23 protein-coding genes and 2 tRNA genes are annotated in these 17,949 nt (G+C 60.5%); 18 read left to right on the plus strand and 7 right to left on the minus strand.

The genetic code is table 11. From position 1 onward, the window contains the following. Position 1 precedes the first annotated feature (1 nt). The 9 genes from P5704_022575 to P5704_022615 all read left to right on the plus strand — a co-directional run bounded on the left by P5704_022575 (position 2) and on the right by P5704_022615 (position 8,440). Positions 2-532: a DsbE family thiol:disulfide interchange protein gene (locus tag P5704_022575; GenBank protein WOF78748.1), complete on the plus strand. Its 531-nt coding sequence runs from the start codon at positions 2-4 to the stop codon at positions 530-532. Then, positions 529-999, plus strand: a complete 471-nt coding sequence (locus tag P5704_022580; protein ID WOF78749.1) for a cytochrome c-type biogenesis protein — start codon at positions 529-531, stop codon at positions 997-999. The genes P5704_022575 and P5704_022580 overlap by 4 nt, the downstream gene beginning before the upstream one ends. Continuing rightward, positions 996-2,216 (plus strand): c-type cytochrome biogenesis protein CcmI, encoded by a 1,221-nt coding sequence (gene ccmI, locus P5704_022585; protein WOF78750.1) that lies wholly within the window; start codon positions 996-998, stop codon positions 2,214-2,216. The genes P5704_022580 and ccmI overlap by 4 nt, the downstream gene beginning before the upstream one ends. Before the next feature lie 17 nt (positions 2,217-2,233). Beyond that, positions 2,234-2,674: a hypothetical protein gene (locus tag P5704_022590; protein ID WOF78751.1), complete on the plus strand. Its 441-nt coding sequence runs from the start codon at positions 2,234-2,236 to the stop codon at positions 2,672-2,674. A 151-nt stretch (positions 2,675-2,825) separates the two neighbouring features. After that, positions 2,826-3,122, plus strand: a complete 297-nt coding sequence (locus P5704_022595) for a flagellar protein FliT (GenBank protein WOF78752.1) — start codon at positions 2,826-2,828, stop codon at positions 3,120-3,122. 375 nt (positions 3,123-3,497) lie between these two features. Beyond that, positions 3,498-4,967, plus strand: a complete 1,470-nt coding sequence (locus P5704_022600; GenBank protein ID WOF78753.1) for a sigma-54 dependent transcriptional regulator — start codon at positions 3,498-3,500, stop codon at positions 4,965-4,967. Between the two features lie 169 nt (positions 4,968-5,136). Further along, positions 5,137-6,324 carry an ATP-binding protein gene (locus P5704_022605; GenBank protein WOF78754.1) on the plus strand — a complete coding sequence of 396 codons (1,188 nt, stop codon included), beginning with the start codon at positions 5,137-5,139 and terminating at the stop codon, positions 6,322-6,324. 5 nt (positions 6,325-6,329) lie between these two features. Then, entirely contained in the window at positions 6,330-7,718 is a 1,389-nt protein-coding gene (locus P5704_022610) for a sigma-54 dependent transcriptional regulator (protein WOF78755.1), read from the plus strand. 62 nt (positions 7,719-7,780) lie between these two features. Then, complete coding sequence (locus P5704_022615) at positions 7,781-8,440, plus strand: thiopurine S-methyltransferase (protein WOF78756.1); 660 nt, start codon at positions 7,781-7,783, stop codon at positions 8,438-8,440. A 25-nt stretch (positions 8,441-8,465) separates the two neighbouring features. Here P5704_022615 and P5704_022620 read toward each other — a convergent pair whose 3' ends face one another. From P5704_022620 to P5704_022635, 4 genes are all read right to left on the minus strand, one after another. Beyond that, a complete protein-coding gene (locus tag P5704_022620; GenBank protein ID WOF78757.1) occupies positions 8,466-9,110 on the minus strand; it encodes a DUF2959 domain-containing protein in 645 nt (214 codons plus the stop codon). An 81-nt stretch (positions 9,111-9,191) separates the two neighbouring features. Then, the gene (gene htpX, locus P5704_022625) at positions 9,192-10,064 is read right to left on the minus strand and encodes a protease HtpX (GenBank protein WOF78758.1); all 873 of its coding nucleotides are present in this window, start codon (positions 10,062-10,064) and stop codon (positions 9,192-9,194) included. An 88-nt stretch (positions 10,065-10,152) separates the two neighbouring features. Next, complete coding sequence (locus P5704_022630; GenBank protein ID WOF78759.1) at positions 10,153-10,623, minus strand: hypothetical protein; 471 nt, start codon at positions 10,621-10,623, stop codon at positions 10,153-10,155. Positions 10,624-10,626: 3 nt separating this feature from the next. Next, positions 10,627-11,838: a pyridoxal phosphate-dependent aminotransferase gene (locus tag P5704_022635; protein ID WOF78760.1), complete on the minus strand. Its 1,212-nt coding sequence runs from the start codon at positions 11,836-11,838 to the stop codon at positions 10,627-10,629. 190 nt (positions 11,839-12,028) lie between these two features. On the opposite strand from P5704_022635, the gene msrB reads away from it, so the two are divergent. From msrB to P5704_022650, 3 genes are all read left to right on the plus strand, one after another. After that, positions 12,029-12,427 carry a peptide-methionine (R)-S-oxide reductase MsrB gene (gene msrB, locus P5704_022640; protein ID WOF78761.1) on the plus strand — a complete coding sequence of 133 codons (399 nt, stop codon included), beginning with the start codon at positions 12,029-12,031 and terminating at the stop codon, positions 12,425-12,427. A gap of 26 nt (positions 12,428-12,453) precedes the next feature. Further along, positions 12,454-12,936, plus strand: coding sequence for a glutathione peroxidase (locus tag P5704_022645; GenBank protein ID WOF78762.1), 483 nt, complete (start codon positions 12,454-12,456; stop codon positions 12,934-12,936). 88 nt (positions 12,937-13,024) lie between these two features. Beyond that, a complete protein-coding gene (locus P5704_022650) occupies positions 13,025-13,915 on the plus strand; it encodes an ATP-binding protein (protein WOF78763.1) in 891 nt (296 codons plus the stop codon). A gap of 42 nt (positions 13,916-13,957) precedes the next feature. On the opposite strand, the gene P5704_022655 is transcribed toward P5704_022650, so the two are convergent. After that, positions 13,958-14,635, minus strand: coding sequence for a glutathione S-transferase family protein (locus P5704_022655; protein ID WOF78764.1), 678 nt, complete (start codon positions 14,633-14,635; stop codon positions 13,958-13,960). 36 nt (positions 14,636-14,671) lie between these two features. Further along, positions 14,672-15,427: a hypothetical protein gene (locus P5704_022660; GenBank protein WOF81313.1), complete on the minus strand. Its 756-nt coding sequence runs from the start codon at positions 15,425-15,427 to the stop codon at positions 14,672-14,674. A 229-nt stretch (positions 15,428-15,656) separates the two neighbouring features. Here P5704_022660 and P5704_022665 point away from each other — a divergent pair. After that, positions 15,657-15,732 (plus strand) — tRNA-Glu (locus P5704_022665). Between the two features lie 15 nt (positions 15,733-15,747). Then, a tRNA-Gly gene (locus P5704_022670) sits at positions 15,748-15,823 on the plus strand. 222 nt (positions 15,824-16,045) lie between these two features. Here P5704_022670 and P5704_022675 read toward each other — a convergent pair. Continuing rightward, complete coding sequence (locus P5704_022675; protein ID WOF78765.1) at positions 16,046-16,336, minus strand: metal-sensing transcriptional repressor; 291 nt, start codon at positions 16,334-16,336, stop codon at positions 16,046-16,048. Positions 16,337-16,517: 181 nt separating this feature from the next. Here P5704_022675 and P5704_022680 point away from each other — a divergent pair, with 181 nt between their 5' ends. From P5704_022680 to P5704_022695, 4 genes are read left to right on the plus strand one after another with little or no spacing between them, the layout of a single operon-like run. Beyond that, on the plus strand, positions 16,518-16,835 hold the full coding sequence (locus tag P5704_022680) for a metalloregulator ArsR/SmtB family transcription factor (protein WOF78766.1): 318 nt from the start codon (positions 16,518-16,520) through the stop codon (positions 16,833-16,835). Further along, a complete protein-coding gene (locus P5704_022685; protein WOF78767.1) occupies positions 16,832-17,266 on the plus strand; it encodes a YeeE/YedE family protein in 435 nt (144 codons plus the stop codon). Before P5704_022680 ends, P5704_022685 begins: the two co-directional genes overlap by 4 nt. A 2-nt stretch (positions 17,267-17,268) precedes the next feature. After that, entirely contained in the window at positions 17,269-17,688 is a 420-nt protein-coding gene (locus tag P5704_022690) for a DUF6691 family protein (GenBank protein WOF78768.1), read from the plus strand. Between the two features lie 13 nt (positions 17,689-17,701). Then, on the plus strand, positions 17,702-17,902 hold the full coding sequence (locus P5704_022695; GenBank protein ID WOF78769.1) for a DUF2892 domain-containing protein: 201 nt from the start codon (positions 17,702-17,704) through the stop codon (positions 17,900-17,902). The last annotated feature ends 47 nt before the right edge of the window (positions 17,903-17,949 follow it).

Below are 17,949 nucleotides of genomic sequence, written 5' to 3' on the forward strand. Positions count from 1 at the left end.
TGTGAAAAGATTGCTGATGTTGCTGCCGCTGGTGATTTTCCTGGTGGTTTCAGTGTTCCTTTATCGCGGCCTGTTTCTCGATCCTTCCGAGCTGCCTTCGGCGCTGATCGGCAAGCCACTACCGGCGTTCTCGTTGCCGTCGGTGGAAGACGAGCAGCGCGTCATCACCGCCGAGGACCTCAAGGGCAAGCCGGCGCTGGTCAACGTGTGGGCGACCTGGTGCGTCGCCTGCAAGGTCGAGCACCCGGTGCTGAACCGGCTTGCAGCTCAGGGTGTGGTGATTTTTGGCGTCAACTACAAGGACGACAACGCCGCGGCCTTGAAGTGGCTCAACGAGTTCCACGACCCTTACCAGCTGAACATCCGCGACGAGCGCGGCAGTCTCGGTCTGGACCTGGGAGTCTATGGCGCCCCGGAGACCTTCCTTATCGACAAGCAGGGCATCATCCGCCATAAGTTCGTCGGCGTGATCGATGATCGTGTCTGGCGCGAACAGCTGGCAGCGCTCTATCAGGAGCTGGTGGACGAATGAAACGACTGATCCGCGGTGCGCTGCTTGGTCTGTTCCTGGTCACGACCGCCCAGGCTGCAATCGATACCTATGAATTCAGGGACGAAGCCGAGCGAGAGCGCTACCGCACCCTAACCGAAGAGCTGCGCTGCCCGAAGTGCCAGAACCAGAACATTGCCGATTCCAACGCACCGATCGCCATGGACCTGCGCCAGGAAATCTTCCGCATGCTGGAGGAGGGCAAGAGCAATGACCAGATCGTCGACTATCTCGTCGATCGCTATGGCGACTTCGTCCGTTACAACCCGCCGGTAAATGCGAAAACCCTGCTGCTCTGGTATGGGCCGGCTGGATTGCTGGTCCTCGGCTTCGGCGTGCTGACCGTAATCCTGGTGCGTCGCCGCCGGGTCGAAAAGGCTCCTGCATCAACCCTTTCCGAGACCGAGCGCGAGCGTCTCGCCCAGCTTCTGGATAAAAAAGACTCATGATCGATTTCTGGATAGCCGCCGGTGCGTTGCTGCTGGTGGCATTGGCTTTTCTGTTGCTGCCCATCTTGCGTGGCCGTAGAGCCCAGGCCGAAGAAGACCGTACTGCGCTGAATGTAGCCCTGTACGAAGAGCGTCTCGCCGAGTTGACCTCTCAGCACGCTGCCGGAACCTTGACTGCCGAGCAGCTGGAAGCTGGGCGAGCAGATGCTGCGCGCGAGCTGTTGGAGGACACCGAGAACAGCGACAAGCCGCGAATCGCCAAGCTTGGTCGTAGCGCTCCGCTGATTGCAGCGGTCCTGGTGCCCCTTATGGGCTACGGGCTCTATATGCACTGGGGCGCCAGCGACAAGGTTCAGATGGCTCGGCAGTTTTCGGAGCAGCCTCGCACGGTCGAGGAAGTGACCGCTCATCTGGAGCAGGCCGTACAGGAGCAACCGGATTCTGCCGAAGCCTGGTACTTCCTGGGGCGTACTTATATGAACCAGGAGCGTCCAGCCGACGCAGCCAAGGCCTTCGGGCGTGTAGTGGAGATCGCGGGTCGTCAGCCCGAGCTGCTCGGTCAGCTGGCGCAGGCGCTGTATTTCGCCGGTGATCGTCAATGGTCCGATAAGCTGCAAGCCCTTACTGATGAAGCACTGCAGGGCGATCCGCAGGAAGTGACCAGTCTTGGCCTGCTCGGCATCGCGGCATTCGAGGAAGCGCGTTATCAGGATGCCGTGCGCTTCTGGGAGCAGCTGGTTGCGGCGCTTCCGGAGAACGATCCTTCGCGCGAAGCGATCCGTGGTGGCATCGAGCGGGCGCGGCAGCAGATGGAAGGTGGCAGTTCCACCGCCGAACAGGCATCAGCCGCGACTGAAAAGGCAGGCACTGCAGGTGCCTCGTTGCAGATTCAGGTTGCGCTGGGCTCGAAGGTGGCGGAATCGGTTTCGCCGCAAGATACGGTTTTCGTATTCGCTCGCGCAGTGGCGGGGCCACCCGTTCCGCTGGCAGCGAAACGCCTGACGGTCGCCGATCTGCCAGCAACCGTCACGCTTGGCGACGCCGATGCGATGGTGCCTTCGATGAAAATTTCCAGCGTCGAGCAGGTCACCGTAATGGCACGAGTCTCCCGTTCCGGCGACGCAACAAAAGGGGAGTGGATGGGTCAAAGCGAAGCGCTAGATACCGCGAGCGAAAACACCGTCGATCTGGTGATCGACCGCGCCGAGGCTCCCTGAACACCCACGAGGTAAAGATGGACACGAATTCGTCAGCACGCCCGCTTATGCTTGCGCGGTTCGGCCCGCGGGTCGTGCTGCTCGGATTGACCTTAGCGCTCGGCGCTTGCGCAGGTAATCCCTACGATTCCGCGCCTCAGGGGCCTGCTCCCAGTCCGGTGCCGCGCGCCCCCGAGCCCAGTGGTCCGGTTATTTCGCCGCCTCCGATCAAGGCGCCACCGGCCCCCAGGGCTCCAACTACTCAGAAAAGCCATCCGCGTTATGCGCCGCCACCGCACGTGGCTGCGCACTGGGACAATCGTCTTGGGGTCTATGTCGTGGAGGGGCGCGATCTCTTTTATCGGGAGCGTCTGTATTACCGGTGGGATGGTGACTGGTTCTGTGCAGGGCGCCCGGATGGCCCATGGGAGCCGGTCGCGCCTCCAAGCGTTCCGCCGGGCCTGCGTGACCGTTATTGATGCTACTGCACTGCAGCCGGCGCTAACTTTTTGCGCTTCAGCCTAAAGGCTGCTTGCTGGATGCCGATAAAGAATCAGCACCGTTGCACTGCAACGTTCCCAGCTGGTTCGGCCTACGCCGTCGCAACGGGCTCATGCCCCGGAGTCGATAATGAATGCTTCCGTCAAGCGTCTCGAAGAAACTGGATCCGCTCTACGCGATGCGCTTACGCAGCAGGACTGGGCCGCTATCAGCATGCTGGATCGCGAGTGCCGCAACGCCGTAGACGAGGCGATGCAGGCGCACGAACGTGACGACGGCGTGGTGCGTCAGCGGTTGCAGGAGCTTCTTGACCTGTATGGAGAGCTGGTGATGACCTGCCAGATCGAACAGGCACGGGTCGCTGGCGAGCTACGGCAGCTGAATCAGTCTCAACAGGGCGCCAAGGTCTACCAGTTGTTCGCATAAGCTCTGCCTTCCCACCCCCGGACAGCTTCGAGTTCATCTCAGGCTCACTGCGGGTGAATCCCTTCGGTATTTATCATTACAAAGTATGTGGCATTATGCCGCTACCGCTTTGTTGACGAGCGACTAATTGGCGCTTAATGCCTGGTAAATGCCTATCTTCGCGCTCATCGTGCTCCGAAGTCTTCATTTCGCTCTTTAGGTATCTCTCAAAGTACTGATTTTTGGCTTGTTCTTTGGTCGTTAATTCACGCCATAAATTTGACTCAGTTCATTTTTTCATTAATCTACGGTTCATCTGCCGTGAGTGTGATCGCCGTTCTTTCAAGGATGCGAGCGCAGGCTTTCTTTCAGCCTCTTTAGAGCCCTATAAACAAGATGTGGCGTGAAACCAAGATTTTGTTGATAGACGATGATCATGACCGCCGGCGCGACCTGGCTGTCATCCTGAATTTTCTCAGCGAGGATCATCTGGCTTGTTCAAGCAGTGAATGGCAGGAGGCGGTCGCCAGCCTCGAGTCCAGCCGTGTTGTCAACGGTGTCATGCTGGGTGACGTGTCCTCAAAGGGCGGCGCCGTCGAACTGATCAAGCAGATGGGAAAATGGGATGAAAATGTCCCACTGATGCTGATCGGTGAGCCCGCTCCGGCGGACTGGCCGGACGATCTGCGACGCCGAGTGCTGACCAGTCTGGAAATGCCTCCCAGCTATAACAAGCTGCTCGACTCCCTGCACCGTGCGCAGATCTATCGCGAAATGTACGATCAGGCGAAGTCCCGTGGTCGCCAGCGCGAGCCCAATCTTTTCCGCAGCCTGGTCGGCACCAGTCGAGCGGTTCAGCACGTCCGGCAGATGATGGAACAGGTCGCCGATACCGAAGCCAGTGTGCTGATTCTTGGTGAATCCGGCACCGGCAAGGAAGTGGTCGCGCGAAATCTGCACTACCACTCGAAGCGGCGTCAGGGGCCCTTTGTGCCTGTCAATTGCGGGGCGATTCCGGCGGAGTTGCTGGAAAGCGAACTGTTCGGGCATGAGAAGGGCGCCTTTACCGGTGCGATTACTGCTCGCGCGGGTCGTTTCGAGCTTGCCGAGGGCGGTACGCTGTTTCTCGATGAGATAGGCGACATGCCGTTGCCGATGCAGGTCAAGCTGCTGCGGGTTCTGCAGGAGCGCACATTCGAGCGCGTTGGCAGCAACCGTACGCAGAATGCCGATGTGCGCATCATCGCGGCGACGCACAAGGACCTGGAGAAAATGATCGAGGAGGGGACCTTCCGCGAGGACCTCTACTATCGTCTGAATGTCTTCCCCATCGAGATGGCGCCGCTACGGGAGCGTGTCGAGGATATCCCGCTGCTGATGAACGAGCTGATCTCGCGCATGGAGCATGAAAAGCGCGGCTCTATACGTTTCAACTCGGCGGCGATCATGTCGCTGTGTCGGCACGATTGGCCGGGCAATGTCCGCGAGCTGGCCAACCTGGTGGAGCGCATGGCGATCATGCATCCCTATGGCGTCATCGGGGTAATGGAGCTGCCGAAGAAGTTTCGCCATGTCGACGACGATGACGAGCAGTACGCGACCAGCCTGCATGATGAGATGGAAGAGCGCGCGGCAATCAGTGCGCCGATGGTAGTGCCCGAAGCTCAGGCGATGCTGCCGATCGAGGGGCTGGATCTCAAGGAGTACCTCGGCAACCTGGAGCAGGGACTTATTCATCAGGCCCTCGAAGATGCCGGTGGCGTAGTGGCTCGCGCGGCTGAACGGTTGAGGATTCGCCGTACCACGCTGGTCGAGAAAATGCGCAAGTACGGTATGAATCGTCGCGACGACGATATGGGCGACTAGCACGCTGCTAAGCGATTCTAGAAAGACGTTCAAAAGGCCATCTGGATCAGATGGTCTTTTTCGTATGGCTTGAGTTCCGCCGATGGGTTGTCTGGATAGCGCCAGGTGCCGGGCACGAAGATTGCTGGTTTCCGTCAACCGACTTTCTTTTGACAGGCGCAAGCGACCCGTGAATTCCGTCACCAAGCCCTCCGCGAGTTCATTCGATGCCCCAGACGTGCTGGCGTTGACTCGATCACTCGAGCTCTTTCGTCAGGTCTCCGGGCAGCTAGGCGAATCCGAGGAGCTGTTGCAGGTACGCGTCGCCGAGCTCAAGGGGCTGCTTGCCGAGGCCGGCGAGCTTCGACAACAGGAGCTGGAGGAGAAAGAGCGTCTCGCGCAGCGATTGCAGAGCGTTCTCGACCTGTTGCCAGGTGGTGTCGTCGTGATCGATGGGCAGGGTGTGGTGCGTGATGCCAATCCGGTTGGCCTTGAGCTGTTGGGCGAGCCGCTGGTGGGTCAGCCCTGGCGCGAGATTATTGGCCGCTGTTTTGCGCCGCGCCGGGACGACGGGCACGAGATATCGCTACGCAATGGTCGCCGCCTGTCGATCGCTACGCGCTCGCTTGCCGGGGAACCTGGCCAGCTGGTGCTGCTCACCGACCTTACCGAGACCCGCCGGCTTCAGGATCAGCTGGCGCGTCATGAGCGGCTGTCGTCGCTGGGGCGCATGGTGGCTTCGCTTGCCCATCAGATTCGCACTCCACTGTCCACCGCGTTGCTATATGCCAGTCACCTCGAACAGGGCGGCCTGAGCGAACAGCAACAGCAGCGCTTCGCCGGCAATCTGAAGGCTCGTCTGCACGAGTTGGAGCATCAGGTCCGTGACATGCTGATCTTCGCCCGCGGTGATCTGCCGTTGAACGATCGACTGAGTCCTGCAGCGCTGCTGTCAGCGCTGCGTTCGTCTGCCGAGCCACGTCTGCAGGGTGCTAGTGTGCGCTGGCAGTGTGACGTGCAGGGGGTGGAGGTGTTGTGCAATCGCGATACGTTGGTCGGAGCACTGCTCAATCTCATCGAAAATGCGCTGCAGGCCAGCGCCGGAGCGCCGCGCCTGAAGGTTCACCTGTATCGCCGCAACGAAACGTTGCGCGTGTGCATAAGCGACTGTGGTAAAGGCATCGATGCCGAAACACTGAGCCGGTTGGGAGAGCCGTTTTTCACCACCCGGACCACCGGAACCGGCCTGGGGCTGGCAGTGGCCAAAGCCGTTGCCCGAGCCCATCAAGGTGAGCTGCAGTTGCGCTCGCGGCCTGGCCGCGGAACCTCTGCGTTGATGAGCCTGCCGCTGATTCCCGCCACTCACAAACCGGAGTGACCTGTATGGCCGCCACGATACTTCTGGTCGAAGACGATCACGCCTTGCGCGAAGCCCTGGGCATCACGCTGCAGCTGGGGGGCTACGAGTACCGTGCCGTCGATTGCGCCGAAGCGGCCCTGTGTGCCCTGCAGGAAGAGGCGTTCGGCCTGGTCATCAGTGACGTGAACATGCCCGGCATGGATGGCCACGAACTGCTCTCGCTGGTTCGGCAACGCTACCCGCAGGTGCCCGTGCTGCTGATGACCGCCTTTGGCGCGGTAACGAGGGCGGTGGATGCGATGCGCCAGGGCGCTGTCGATTATCTGGTCAAGCCGTTCGAGCCAGGTACATTGCTTGAGCTCTTGGGGCGCCATGTGAACGGCATCGCTGCTACCGAGGCAGAAGGACCGGTGGCGTTCGAGCCGTCCAGCCAGCAGCTGCTGGCTCTTGCCCGGCGGGTGGCGCAAAGTGACTCCACGGTACTGATCTCCGGTGAGTCGGGTACTGGCAAGGAGGTGCTGGCGCGCTATATCCACCAGCAGTCGCCGAGGCACGGCAAGCCATTCACTGCCATCAATTGCGCTGCCATTCCGGACAACATGCTCGAGGCAACCCTGTTCGGGCATGAGAAGGGCGCTTTCACCGGCGCCATTGCCAGCCAGCCGGGCAAGTTCGAGCAGGCCGACGGTGGTACTCTGCTGCTCGACGAAATATCCGAGATGCCGTTGGGGCTGCAGGCGAAGTTGCTGCGTGTATTGCAGGAGCGTGAGGTCGAGCGGGTCGGTGGGCGCAAGCCTATCGCGCTGGATATTCGCGTGCTCGCCACGACCAACCGTGATCTTGCTGGCGAAGTCGCGGCGGGTCGCTTCCGTGAAGATCTCTATTACCGTCTTTCAGTCTTCCCATTGGCGTGGTCGCCGCTGAGGCAGCGCCCGGCGGATATTCTGCCGCTGGCCGAACGCCTGTTGACCAGCCATGCCCAAAAGATGCGCCAGGCACCTGCGCGGCTTTCGGACGAGGCGCAGCGCTGCCTGGTGGCGTATACGTGGCCAGGCAATGTGCGCGAACTGGACAACGCGATACAGCGAGCGTTGATTCTTCAGCAGGGCGGCATGATCCAGCCGCAGGACCTGTGCCTGGCGGGGGTGGATGGTGTTGCGAGTATGCCTGTCGCCAACAGCGCGGTGCAGTCATGCGAGGGCGCTGCAGCGGGGGCTGGGGCCGGTACGGCGCTCGGGGATGATCTGCGCCGCCGCGAGTTCCAGTTGATCATCGATACCCTGCGTGCCGAACGCGGACGACGCAAGGAGACGGCTGATCGGCTGGGTATCAGTGCGCGCACTCTGCGCTACAAGCTGGCGCAGATGCGCGACGCCGGGATGGATGTCGAGGCATCGCTGTACGCGGGCTGAGCGAGCCCCTCTCAACCGCGCTCTGATAAGCTGCCGCCATCCTCATGATGGAGAATTTCCAGGTGCACAAAGACTTTTGGCAGGAGCGCTGGGCGCGCAACGAGATCGGTTTTCACCTTGACGATGTCCATCCTGGCCTGCGTCGTCACTGGCCACGGCTGGCGTTACCTGACGGTGCGACGGTGCTGGTGCCGTTGTGCGGCAAAAGCCTGGATCTGGCCTGGCTGGCCGGACAGGGCTTCAAGGTCGTGGGCGTGGAGCTGAGTGAAAAGGCTGTAGAAGCATTCTTTTCCGAACAGCAACTCGAAGCTGAAATTTCCCGGCGTGGGCCGTTCAAGGTCTATCGCTCCGATACCCTGGAGATCCGTTGCGGCGACTTTTTCGCGCTCAGCGCGGCCGATGTCCTCGGGTGCCAGGCGGTCTACGATCGTGCCGCCTTGATCGCATTGCCGCACGCGATGCGTCAGCGCTACGCGGCACTGCTGTCGAGCATCCTCCCAGCCGGCTGTCAGCAGCTTCTGGTTACGCTGGATTATGATCAGGCAGAGATGGATGGGCCGCCCTTCGCGGTGGGTGCGAGTGAGGTGCGCGACCTGTACGCCGCTGAGTGGAGTGTGGAGCTGCTGGAAGCCAAGGAGGTGCTGGAACGTAACCCTCGAATGCGCGAGCGTGGTCTGACGCGGCTCGAGGAGCATTTCCATTGGCTACAACGGCGGGGCTGACCCGCCGTAGGTAATGCTGCAGCGATCAGTCGTCGGCCTGTAGACGGCGGATGAAGGTGTCGGCTTCGTCGATGGCGCGCTGCATGTCAGCCATCAGCTGGTCGACGTTGCCCTGCAGCGTGCGGTATTCCCCGTGCAAGGCGCTGATCGCGCGAGCATTGAGGTTGTGCTTGAGAAACAGCACCTGATCGCGCAGTACGCTGAGCACCGGGTCGATGCGTTTCTCCGCCGCTTTCATGCGCTGGATCAGCGTTCGGTATTCCGCGCGGGTGCGGTTGAGTTCTTTGGCGCTGGCGGCTTTCAGGCTGGCGTTGCTGTATTGCTTGAGTTCGCTTTCCCATTCACTGAACAGCGCGTCGGCCACGTCTTCGACCGCTTCGATACGGGCGCGGACATCGCGCGCGCTCGCTACGCTGGCTTCGTATTCTTCGTTGAGTGCGGCGTAACGCTTCTCCAGGTCGCCGCCCTTGACCTCGACGACGCTGCGATAGCGCTCCAGAGCATCCTTGAACTGCTGTTTGGCTTCCTGCTGCGAGTCACGCGACTCTTCCACGCGATCGACCAGGATGTCGCGCTTATGGATACCGGCCTTCTCCATTGCTGAATAGTAGGCACTCTGACAGCCGCCGAGCGCGAGCAGCGCGAAGCAGGCGAATATGAAGCGGCGCATGGCGATTCCTTGTATGCGGGTTGAGTCTGCATAGACAAACGAAAAGGGCGACTTGCGTCGCCCTTGTTGCGTTCGGTGCACTTAGCCGCGCTGGCGCAGGGCTTCGATGCGGTCTTCCAGCGGCGGGTGAGTCATGAACAGCCCGGCCAGGCCATGCTTCAGCGAACCGTTGATGCCGAATGCCTTGAGAGTGTCGGGCATGTGGACCGGCATGCCCTGTTCGGCACGCAGGCGCTGCAGGGCGCCAATCATGGCGCTGGTGCCGGCCAGTTGGGCGCCGGCCTCGTCGGCACGGTACTCGCGTTTGCGCGAGAACCACATGACGATGATGCTGGCGAGCAGGCCTAGCACCAGTTCGGCAAAGATCGTCGCGACGAAGTAGCCGATGCCGTGGCCGTCCTCATTCTTCAGGATCGCCTTGTCGACGAAGTTGCCGAAGATACGAGCGAAGAACATGACGAAGGTGTTCACCACGCCCTGGATCAGCGCCAGGGTCACCATGTCGCCATTGGCTACGTGGCCGATCTCGTGGGCAAGCACCGCTTTCACTTCATCCGGCGAGAAGCGCTCGAGCAGTCCCTGGCTGACCGCCACCAGTGCGTCGTTGCGGTTCCAGCCGGTGGCAAAGGCGTTGGCCTCGTAGGCCGGGAAAATGCCGACTTCGGGCATCTTGATGCCGGCGTCGCGCGACAGTTGCTCGACTGTCTGCAGCAGCCACTGCTCGTGACGGGTGCGCGGCTGGCTGATGATTTCCGTACGGGTACTCATCTTCGCCATCCATTTGGAGATGAACAGCGAAATGAGCGAGCCCGCGAAGCCGAAGACCGCGCAGAAGACCAGCAGGCTGCCGTAGTTCTGGCCGGTATAGCGATCGACCCCGAGCAGCTTGAGGGTGATGCTGGCGATGACCAGCACCGCAAGGTTGGTGGCCAGGAACAAGAAAATGCGCATCATGTTGCGGCAGACTCCAGGGTAGGAATTGAAGAACGATAGGCTATATAAGGGGCGCCCTTGAGCTATTCAACCGGGCGACTATTTCAAGCTATGTCGCTTGCCCATGGAGGTTGGGGTGCAGCGGTGCGCCGGACTGGCTTTCGAACATCAATCGGGCCAGCTGAGCGATGCGCTCGCTGTCCGCGTGCTTCAATGCCTCGCGAAGCTGGTGGGCGAGGCTGGCCTGAATGCGCAGCACGCTGGGAGGGAGGCTGAGGTCGCCGGTGATTTGCCCGGGCACCGCTCGTGTCAGGCGTATGAAGCCCTTTTCGGTGAGCACCGCCTGGTCCAGCGCTTGGAAATGAATGGTGCTCTCGTAACGCAGATAGCCTTCCTCGGCGAGCCAGAGCAGGGCGCTCAGGCAGCTCTGGTGGCGCTTGGAGGGAAGGCCGAATTCGTCCGGCTCTTCCCGGCCGATCAGATCCTCTACGTACAGCGCGACCTTGCGAGGGAAGGCCTGATAGAGCATGAGCAGGCCGCCCGCCGCATCCTTGTAGAAGTCGTCGATCTGCAGGTCCATCGCTTACTGGTGGTAGGTCTTGAGAAAGTTGCCGATGCGGCCAATGGCCTGCTCCAGGTCGTCCACGCGGGGCAGGGTGACCACGCGGAAATGGTCCGGCCATGGCCAGTTGAATGCCGTGCCCTGGACGATCAGCAGCTTCTCGGAAAGCAGCAGATCAAGCACGAACTTCTCGTCGTTGTGAATCGGACAGATCTTCGGGTCGATGCGCGGGAACGCGTACAGTGCGCCCATGGGTTTGACGCAGCTGATGCCCGGAATGTCGTTGAGCAGCTCCCAGGTGCGGTTGCGCTGCTCGAGCAGGCGACCCGGCGGTAATACCAGGTCGTTGATGCTCTGATAGCCGCCCAGTGCGGTCTGGATCGCATGCTGCGACGGTACGTTGGCGCACAGGCGCATGTTGGCGAGGATATCCAGGCCTTCGATGTAGCTCTGCGCCTTGTGCTTCGGCCCGGAAATCGCCACCCAGCCGGAGCGGAAGCCCGCGACACGGTAAGACTTGGACAGGCCGTTGAAGGTCAGGCAGAGCACGTCTGGTGCCAGCGAGGCGGTAGAGATGTGTACGGCGTCGTCGTAGAGGATCTTGTCGTAGATTTCGTCGGAGAACAGAACGAGCTTGTGCTGGCGCGCCAGCTCGACCATGCCTTCGAGCACTTCTTTGGGGTACACCGCGCCGGTGGGGTTGTTCGGGTTGATCAGCACCAATGCCTTGGTGTTCGGCGTGATCTTGGCCTTGATGTCGGCCAGGTCCGGCCACCAGTTGGCCTGCTCATCGCAGAGGTAGTGCACCGGCTTGCCGCCGGCCAGGCTCACCGCGGCGGTCCACAGGGGGTAATCCGGGGCGGGAATCAGCACTTCATCGCCGTTGTTCAGCAATGCCTGCATGGACATGACGATCAGCTCGGACACGCCGTTGCCGAGGTAGATGTCTTCGATGCCGACACCTTCCACCTGCTTCTGCTGGTAGTACTGCATGATCGCCTTGCGGGCGCTGAAAAGGCCTTTGGAGTCGCTGTAGCCTTGGGCCGTGGGCAGATTGCGGATCACGTCCTGGAGGATTTCCTCCGGTGCTTCGAAACCGAACGGCGCCGGGTTGCCGATATTCAGCTTGAGGATGCGATGGCCTTCCTCTTCCAGGCGTTTGGCGTGCTTGAGCACGGGCCCGCGGATGTCGTAACAGACATTGGCAAGCTTGTTCGATTTGCTGACCTGCATGATCCTGAGTGTCCCGAAGTGAAAACGCGCCAGTTCCGGAAATGGCTGGTTGCGCTTGGCATGAACCCGGGCGCCTTGGCAGTCGGAAACCCCGCTGCCAGACTAGGCGTCGAAGAGGGACGCATGATACGTGCGCCCTGACCACCGGAAAAGGTACAGATCGGCCTTTTTTGAGCTGAGGAGTGTATCGATGGATAAGCTGGAAAAACCGCTCGACGTCTGGCGTGAGGAGCTCTCCGATGAGCAGTTCCAGATCTGCCGTCTGGGCGCTACCGAGCGTCCCTTCACGGGTAAGTACAACGACACCAAGACGCCTGGCGTCTACCATTGCGCCTGCTGCGACGCGCCACTGTTCGATGCGGATGCGAAGTTCGATTCCGGCTGTGGCTGGCCCAGCTACTTCCAGCCGGTCAGTGATACCGCTATCGCCAGTCTGGATGATTTCAGTCACGGTATGCACCGGATCGAGGTCAGGTGCGCGCGCTGCGATGCTCACCTCGGCCATGTATTTCCCGATGGCCCACAACCGACCGGGTTGCGCTACTGCATCAATTCCGCCTCTCTCAACCTGAAGCCGCGCGAAGCCTGAGCATCGTCGGTTGCAAGGAGCTTCGCATGCACGATCCATTGCTGGACATTCCCTGCGTCACCATCGAGGGCGAGCAGAAGAGCCTCGCGGACTTCGGTGCCAAGGTGCTGCTGGTGGTCAATACGGCCAGTCAGTGTGGTTTCACCCCGCAATACAAGGGGTTGGAAGCGTTGTGGCAGCGTTATGGCGAGCGTGGATTGGCGGTGCTCGGATTTCCCTGTAATCAGTTTGGTCGTCAGGAGCCGGATGGCGAGCAGGAAATCGCAGCTTTCTGCGAGCGCCGCTTTGGTGTCTCCTTCCCGCTGTTTGCCAAGGTCGACGTCAATGGTGGGGATGCTCATCCGCTGTTCATTGAGTTGAAGAAGCGCGCACCTGGACTGCTGGGTAGCAAGGCGATCAAGTGGAATTTCACCAAGTTCCTCGTCACTGACCAGGGCAAGACGGTGAAGCGCTTTTCCTCACGTACCACGCCTGAGGCGCTGGCAGCGGAAATCGAAACATTGCTTTAACTGCTGCGTAAGGGCGGTTGCATTTGACCTGCCTGTTTGTCTGTTGTCGGGTCCGGCCCAGCCGGGCCTTTTCCTATCTGGAGTCATCATGGATGTGGAGTTGAAAGCCTTCCTGCAGCGTGCAGAGGGCGTATTGGCGCGTATCGAGCCGCTGCTGCCGAGCCAGCCACCGGTCATCGATTGGGATCGTACTTTTGCGGCGCGCTGGCAGCGCGATGCTCGCAGCGGCTTTCTGGCACCGCTGGAAGTCAGTCTGGAGCTGAGCCTGGCTGACTTGATCGGCATTGATCGCCAGCGTGATCTGCTGTCTGCCAATACTCGCCAGTTCGTCGATGGATTACCGGCCAACCATGTGCTGCTGTGGGGCGCCCGCGGCACCGGCAAATCATCACTGATTCGCGCGTTGCTGGCCGAATACGCCGCGGAGGGGCTGCGTCTGATCGAAATCGAGCGTGACCATCTGGCGGACCTGCCACGCGTCGTCGAGCAATTGTCAGGCTTGCGACAGGCATTCGTTCTGTTCTGTGACGACCTGTCGTTCGAGGCGGGAGAGGGCGACTATCGCGTGCTCAAGAGCGTGCTGGATGGCTCGCTGGAGCGCGCACCGGAGAACGTGCTGTTGTACGCCACGTCCAATCGCCGGCACCTGGTGCCGGAACGCCAGAGTGACAACGAGAACTGGCAGATGGTCGACGGTGAACTGCACCCGAACGAAGCGGTGGAAGACAAGATTGCGTTGTCCGACCGCTTCGGTTTGTGGCTGTCGTTCTATCCCTTTACCCAGCAGCACTACCTCAGTGTGGTACGCCACTGGATCGATTCGTTGGCGCGTCAGGCCAATCTCGCTTTGGAGTGGAACGAAGCCTTGGAGAAGGATGCGATTCGTTGGGCCACCGGGCGCGGCAATCGCAACGGTCGCTGCGCCTACCAGTACGCGCGGCAGTGGGTGGGTAAGCGACTGCTCGAAGCGCGAGGCTGAAGGCGGCCCGCTGCGTTACCTCGCAGCGGGCATGATCGGAATTCAGGCGGTAGCGGCCTTGCCCATTTCCTTGAGCTTGGCGTTCATACGCTGCTCGTCCGGCAGCACGCTCGCGACCGATGGCAGTGCCAGCATGCGTGCATGATGTGCTGCCAGGCCTGGCCAGCGTTGCGCATCGAGCTGCTCGCCACCGTGCGCCATGTTGATGAGTTGGCAGGCGACGGCGATGTCCGCCATCGACAGTTGGTTGCCGACGAAGAACTCCCGCTGGCCGAGTTGCTGCTCAAGGTAATCGAAGTGCGGCGGTAGCTTCTGTTGCAGTGCGGCTTGCACCGCCTCTTCATTGCATGCTTGACCGGCGGTCGGCTTGAGGATGCGGTTGCGGAAAACGGTAAAGGTGGTCAGTGGCGCCAACTCGTAGTCTGCATACTTCTCCAGCCAGCGGACCCGCCCGCGTTCCTGCGCGTTGCAGCCGTAAAGGGCAGGCGTATCGGGATAGGCCTCCTCGAGGTACTGGCAGATCACGCTGGAGTCGGCGAGGGTGCAGTCACCGTCCTTGAGCGCGGGGATGCGCCCCAGTGGATTGATGGCCAGGTACCACTGCGGAGGCGTGAAGGGCATGACTGTCTCCAGCTGATACTCGAGCTCCTTCTGCTTGAGACACAGTCGCACCTTGCGTACGAACGGGGAGAGGGGGACGCCATACACGGTCAAGGTCATGGAATTTCTCCGTAGCAGATCAGGGCTGATGAGCCATCAATAGACGTTGTTTTTCTTCCAGAGATCTTCGTCATCGAAGGTCTTCATGCCTTCGGTGAGTTCATTTGGCTCGTCTGTCTTGGGCACCTCGTTCCTCAGTACCAGAGCGTCGGCGTGTGCGAGGAGGGCTTCCAGCTGTTTGAGTTGGTTCTGGTACGGCGCGGGTGCAGGCTGACGGCGAATATGCTGAATGCCCCGTTCGAACGCCAGGCGTGCGCGTTGCGGCTGGTTCTGTTGCAGCGCAAGCTTGCCCAGGCCGGTAAAGAATTCGATGTGCAGGATAGCCAACATCCGTTGGATGTCCTGCACCCAGCGTTTGGCTTCGGCTTGATCGAGCAGGCCATCCTTGGTGGCGCGAACGATCTGGGCGTGGAGATCCTCGAGCATGAAACGGCTTTCCTTGGCTTGCGCTTCCGTCACGATCTGCCGCGGTGCATTGCGCACCTCGATCGCTTCGCCCTTGGCGAGTTCGGCCTGCAGCGTCTGCATTCGTCCGCCCAGTTTGTCGTTGCCCTTGTCCAATGGCCGCAAGCGTTCGCTGAGTGCGAGTTCGATGCGTGTCAGTAACAGCTTCAGCGCAGGAGTCATCATCTGTCCCGGGAGCCCGTCGGACAGCTCGGCGCAACGGCGGCAACGGTCAGTGAGGTCAGCCCGTTTACGGGCTTTTTCCAGATTGCCTTTTTCGACGATCTGAATGGTGTAGACGATGCCAACCAGCAGAAACACACCGGCCAGGATCAATCCAGTGATCATTAGTGGAGACACTTGACTGCACCTCTTGGGCCGCTGGTTTTTCGCTTGAGTGTAGTGGCTTGATGATGTGGCCGATAGTTCTACGTGTTGCTTGGATATGGCCTTCAAATTTTTTTTGAAACTATGCTTGACGACTCCCGAGGGGCTCCATAGAATGCGCGCCACTTGCAGCGTGAAGCACCAAACAGAGCGCTGCAAGCCGGAATGAAGCTTGTGGTTTCCGGGCAACGTCCCCTTCGTCTAGTGGCCTAGGACACCGCCCTTTCACGGCGGTAACAGGGGTTCGAGTCCCCTAGGGGACGCCATTTTGTTGTAGATAAGCGGGAATAGCTCAGTTGGTAGAGCACGACCTTGCCAAGGTCGGGGTCGCGAGTTCGAGTCTCGTTTCCCGCTCCAAATTCTCTTCGGTTGCCTTTTCCAAGGTGATCGAAGAAAGAAAAAAGCGACCTAAGGGTCGCTTTTTTCGTTTCTACCGTATCCCTTTCAGACACCGGTGCCTGGTCATCTCAGCGCCTGCCTGGTTTGCGATGCGCTGGCGCTGCCAATTCGCGCAAACCTGGCTATTTATCGCTTCGCATGGCGAAGGGCGCCGAAGGCGCTCAAGGTGGTGGTGTATCCTCAGGTGTACTTGGTGAAGATGCTGCGTACCCGTTCCAGGGTCTCGCCGGTATCTTGCGTCTGGTCGTGCAATGCCTCTTCGATCAGGCAGGTCAGCATCAGTCGGTAGGCTTTGTCCAATGCGCTGCGAGCGGCGGAAAACTGTTGGGCGATGGCTTCGCAGTCTTCACCTCTCTTGATCATTGCCTGGATGCCGCGTACCTGTCCCTCTACTCTCGCCAAGCGTTTCAGCATGGCCTGTTGCTGGGCCTGCATCTCTGCGGATTCGACGGGGATGGTCTGGTCATTCATGCGGCTACCTCGACATGACTGGAAGAAGAGCCTGCGATGCTCTGATCGCGGACGTGGCTCATATACGGGTAGGGGCATGCTAGCGATGCCGCTGCCGGCGGCCAACTTCTTTCGGCTGGGGCTTGCCTTACAATATATAAAAAAATATATTGTTTTCGTCTTAATCGTTTGATCGCTGCCCATGACTCCTGATCTGGATATCGAGCAACTGCGCGCCAATGCGGCGTCCGCGGGTGCTTTGCTGAAGGCTTTAGCCAACCCTGACCGCTTGCTGTTGCTTTGCCAGCTGTCGCAGGGCGAACGCAACGTTTCCGAGCTGGAACAGCTGCTGGGTATTCAGCAGCCGACGCTCTCGCAGCAACTCGCCGTATTGCGCCGGGAGGGACTCGTCGCCACACGCCGGGAAGGCAAGCAGGTCTACTACCGGATCAGCAGCGCCGAGGCGCTGGCGGTGATCACGACGCTTTATCAGCTGTTCTGCGAAGGGGAGCAGCAATGACCATCGATTGGATCAACTTCACACCTTGGACGGCGTTGGTCGGTGGTGTCCTCATCGGCGCCGCGGCCAGCTTGTTCGTCTTGCTCAATGGCCGAATCGCCGGGATCAGCGGCCTGCTCGCCAGTCTGGTGGAGTCGAAGGCCGAGGGGCGAAGTGAAAAACTGCTGTTTCTGCTCGGCATCCTGTTTGCGCCGCTCCTATGGATGCTGCTCGGTAGCCTTCCGGCAATGGAGTTCCAAGCCAACTGGGTCGGGTTGCTGATGGCCGGGCTACTGGTCGGCGTCGGTACTCGCTATGGCTCCGGTTGCACCAGTGGTCATGGGGTCTGCGGGATTTCGCGCCTGTCGCCACGCTCAATCGTCGCCACCCTGGCATTCATGGCCGCCGGCTTAGTCACGGTCTATGTGCTGCGCCATCTGCTGGGAGGCTGAACATGCGCAAATTCACGTCGTTTGTTGCCGGTCTGCTGTTTGGGTTGGGGTTGCTGCTTTCCGGAATGGCCAACCCGGCCAAGGTCATCGGCTTCCTCGATCTGGCGGGCGCCTGGGATCCCTCGTTGGCGCTGGTGATGGTCGGTGCCATCGCCACGGCGCTGATGCCTTTCAACTGGGCGAGGAAGCACGAGCGCTCGCTGCTGGATGCGCCGATGCAGCTGCCGATCAAGCGCGAACTGGATGGCCGGCTGATCGGTGGCAGCCTGCTGTTCGGGGTGGGCTGGGGAATTGCCGGCATCTGTCCGGGCCCGGCCATCGCCATGCTGCTCGGCGGGCACTGGCAGGTCGTGCTTTTCGTTCTCGCCATGCTTGGCGGAATGCTGTTGTTCTCCGCGCTGGAACGCCGGCGCGCTTGCTGACCGGGAGGTCTTTATGAAAGCCAACGTTGGAACCATTGATCGGGCCTTGCGCATCGTTGTCGGCCTGGTGCTTATCGGCCTGAGTCTGGGCGGCGTGATCGGTGCCTGGGGCTGGATCGGTCTGTTGCCGCTGGCCACTGGCATCTTCCGCTTCTGCCCGGCATATACACTGCTCGGTATCAAGACTTGCAAGGCGTGCGATTCCAAGCCCTGAGATTCCCGGAAGCGAAATAACAAAAGGCCGACATCGATGTCGGCCTT

It is taken from the genome of Pseudomonas sp. FeN3W (assembly GCA_030263805.2).
Lineage (GTDB): Bacteria > Pseudomonadota > Gammaproteobacteria > Pseudomonadales > Pseudomonadaceae > Stutzerimonas > Stutzerimonas stutzeri_G.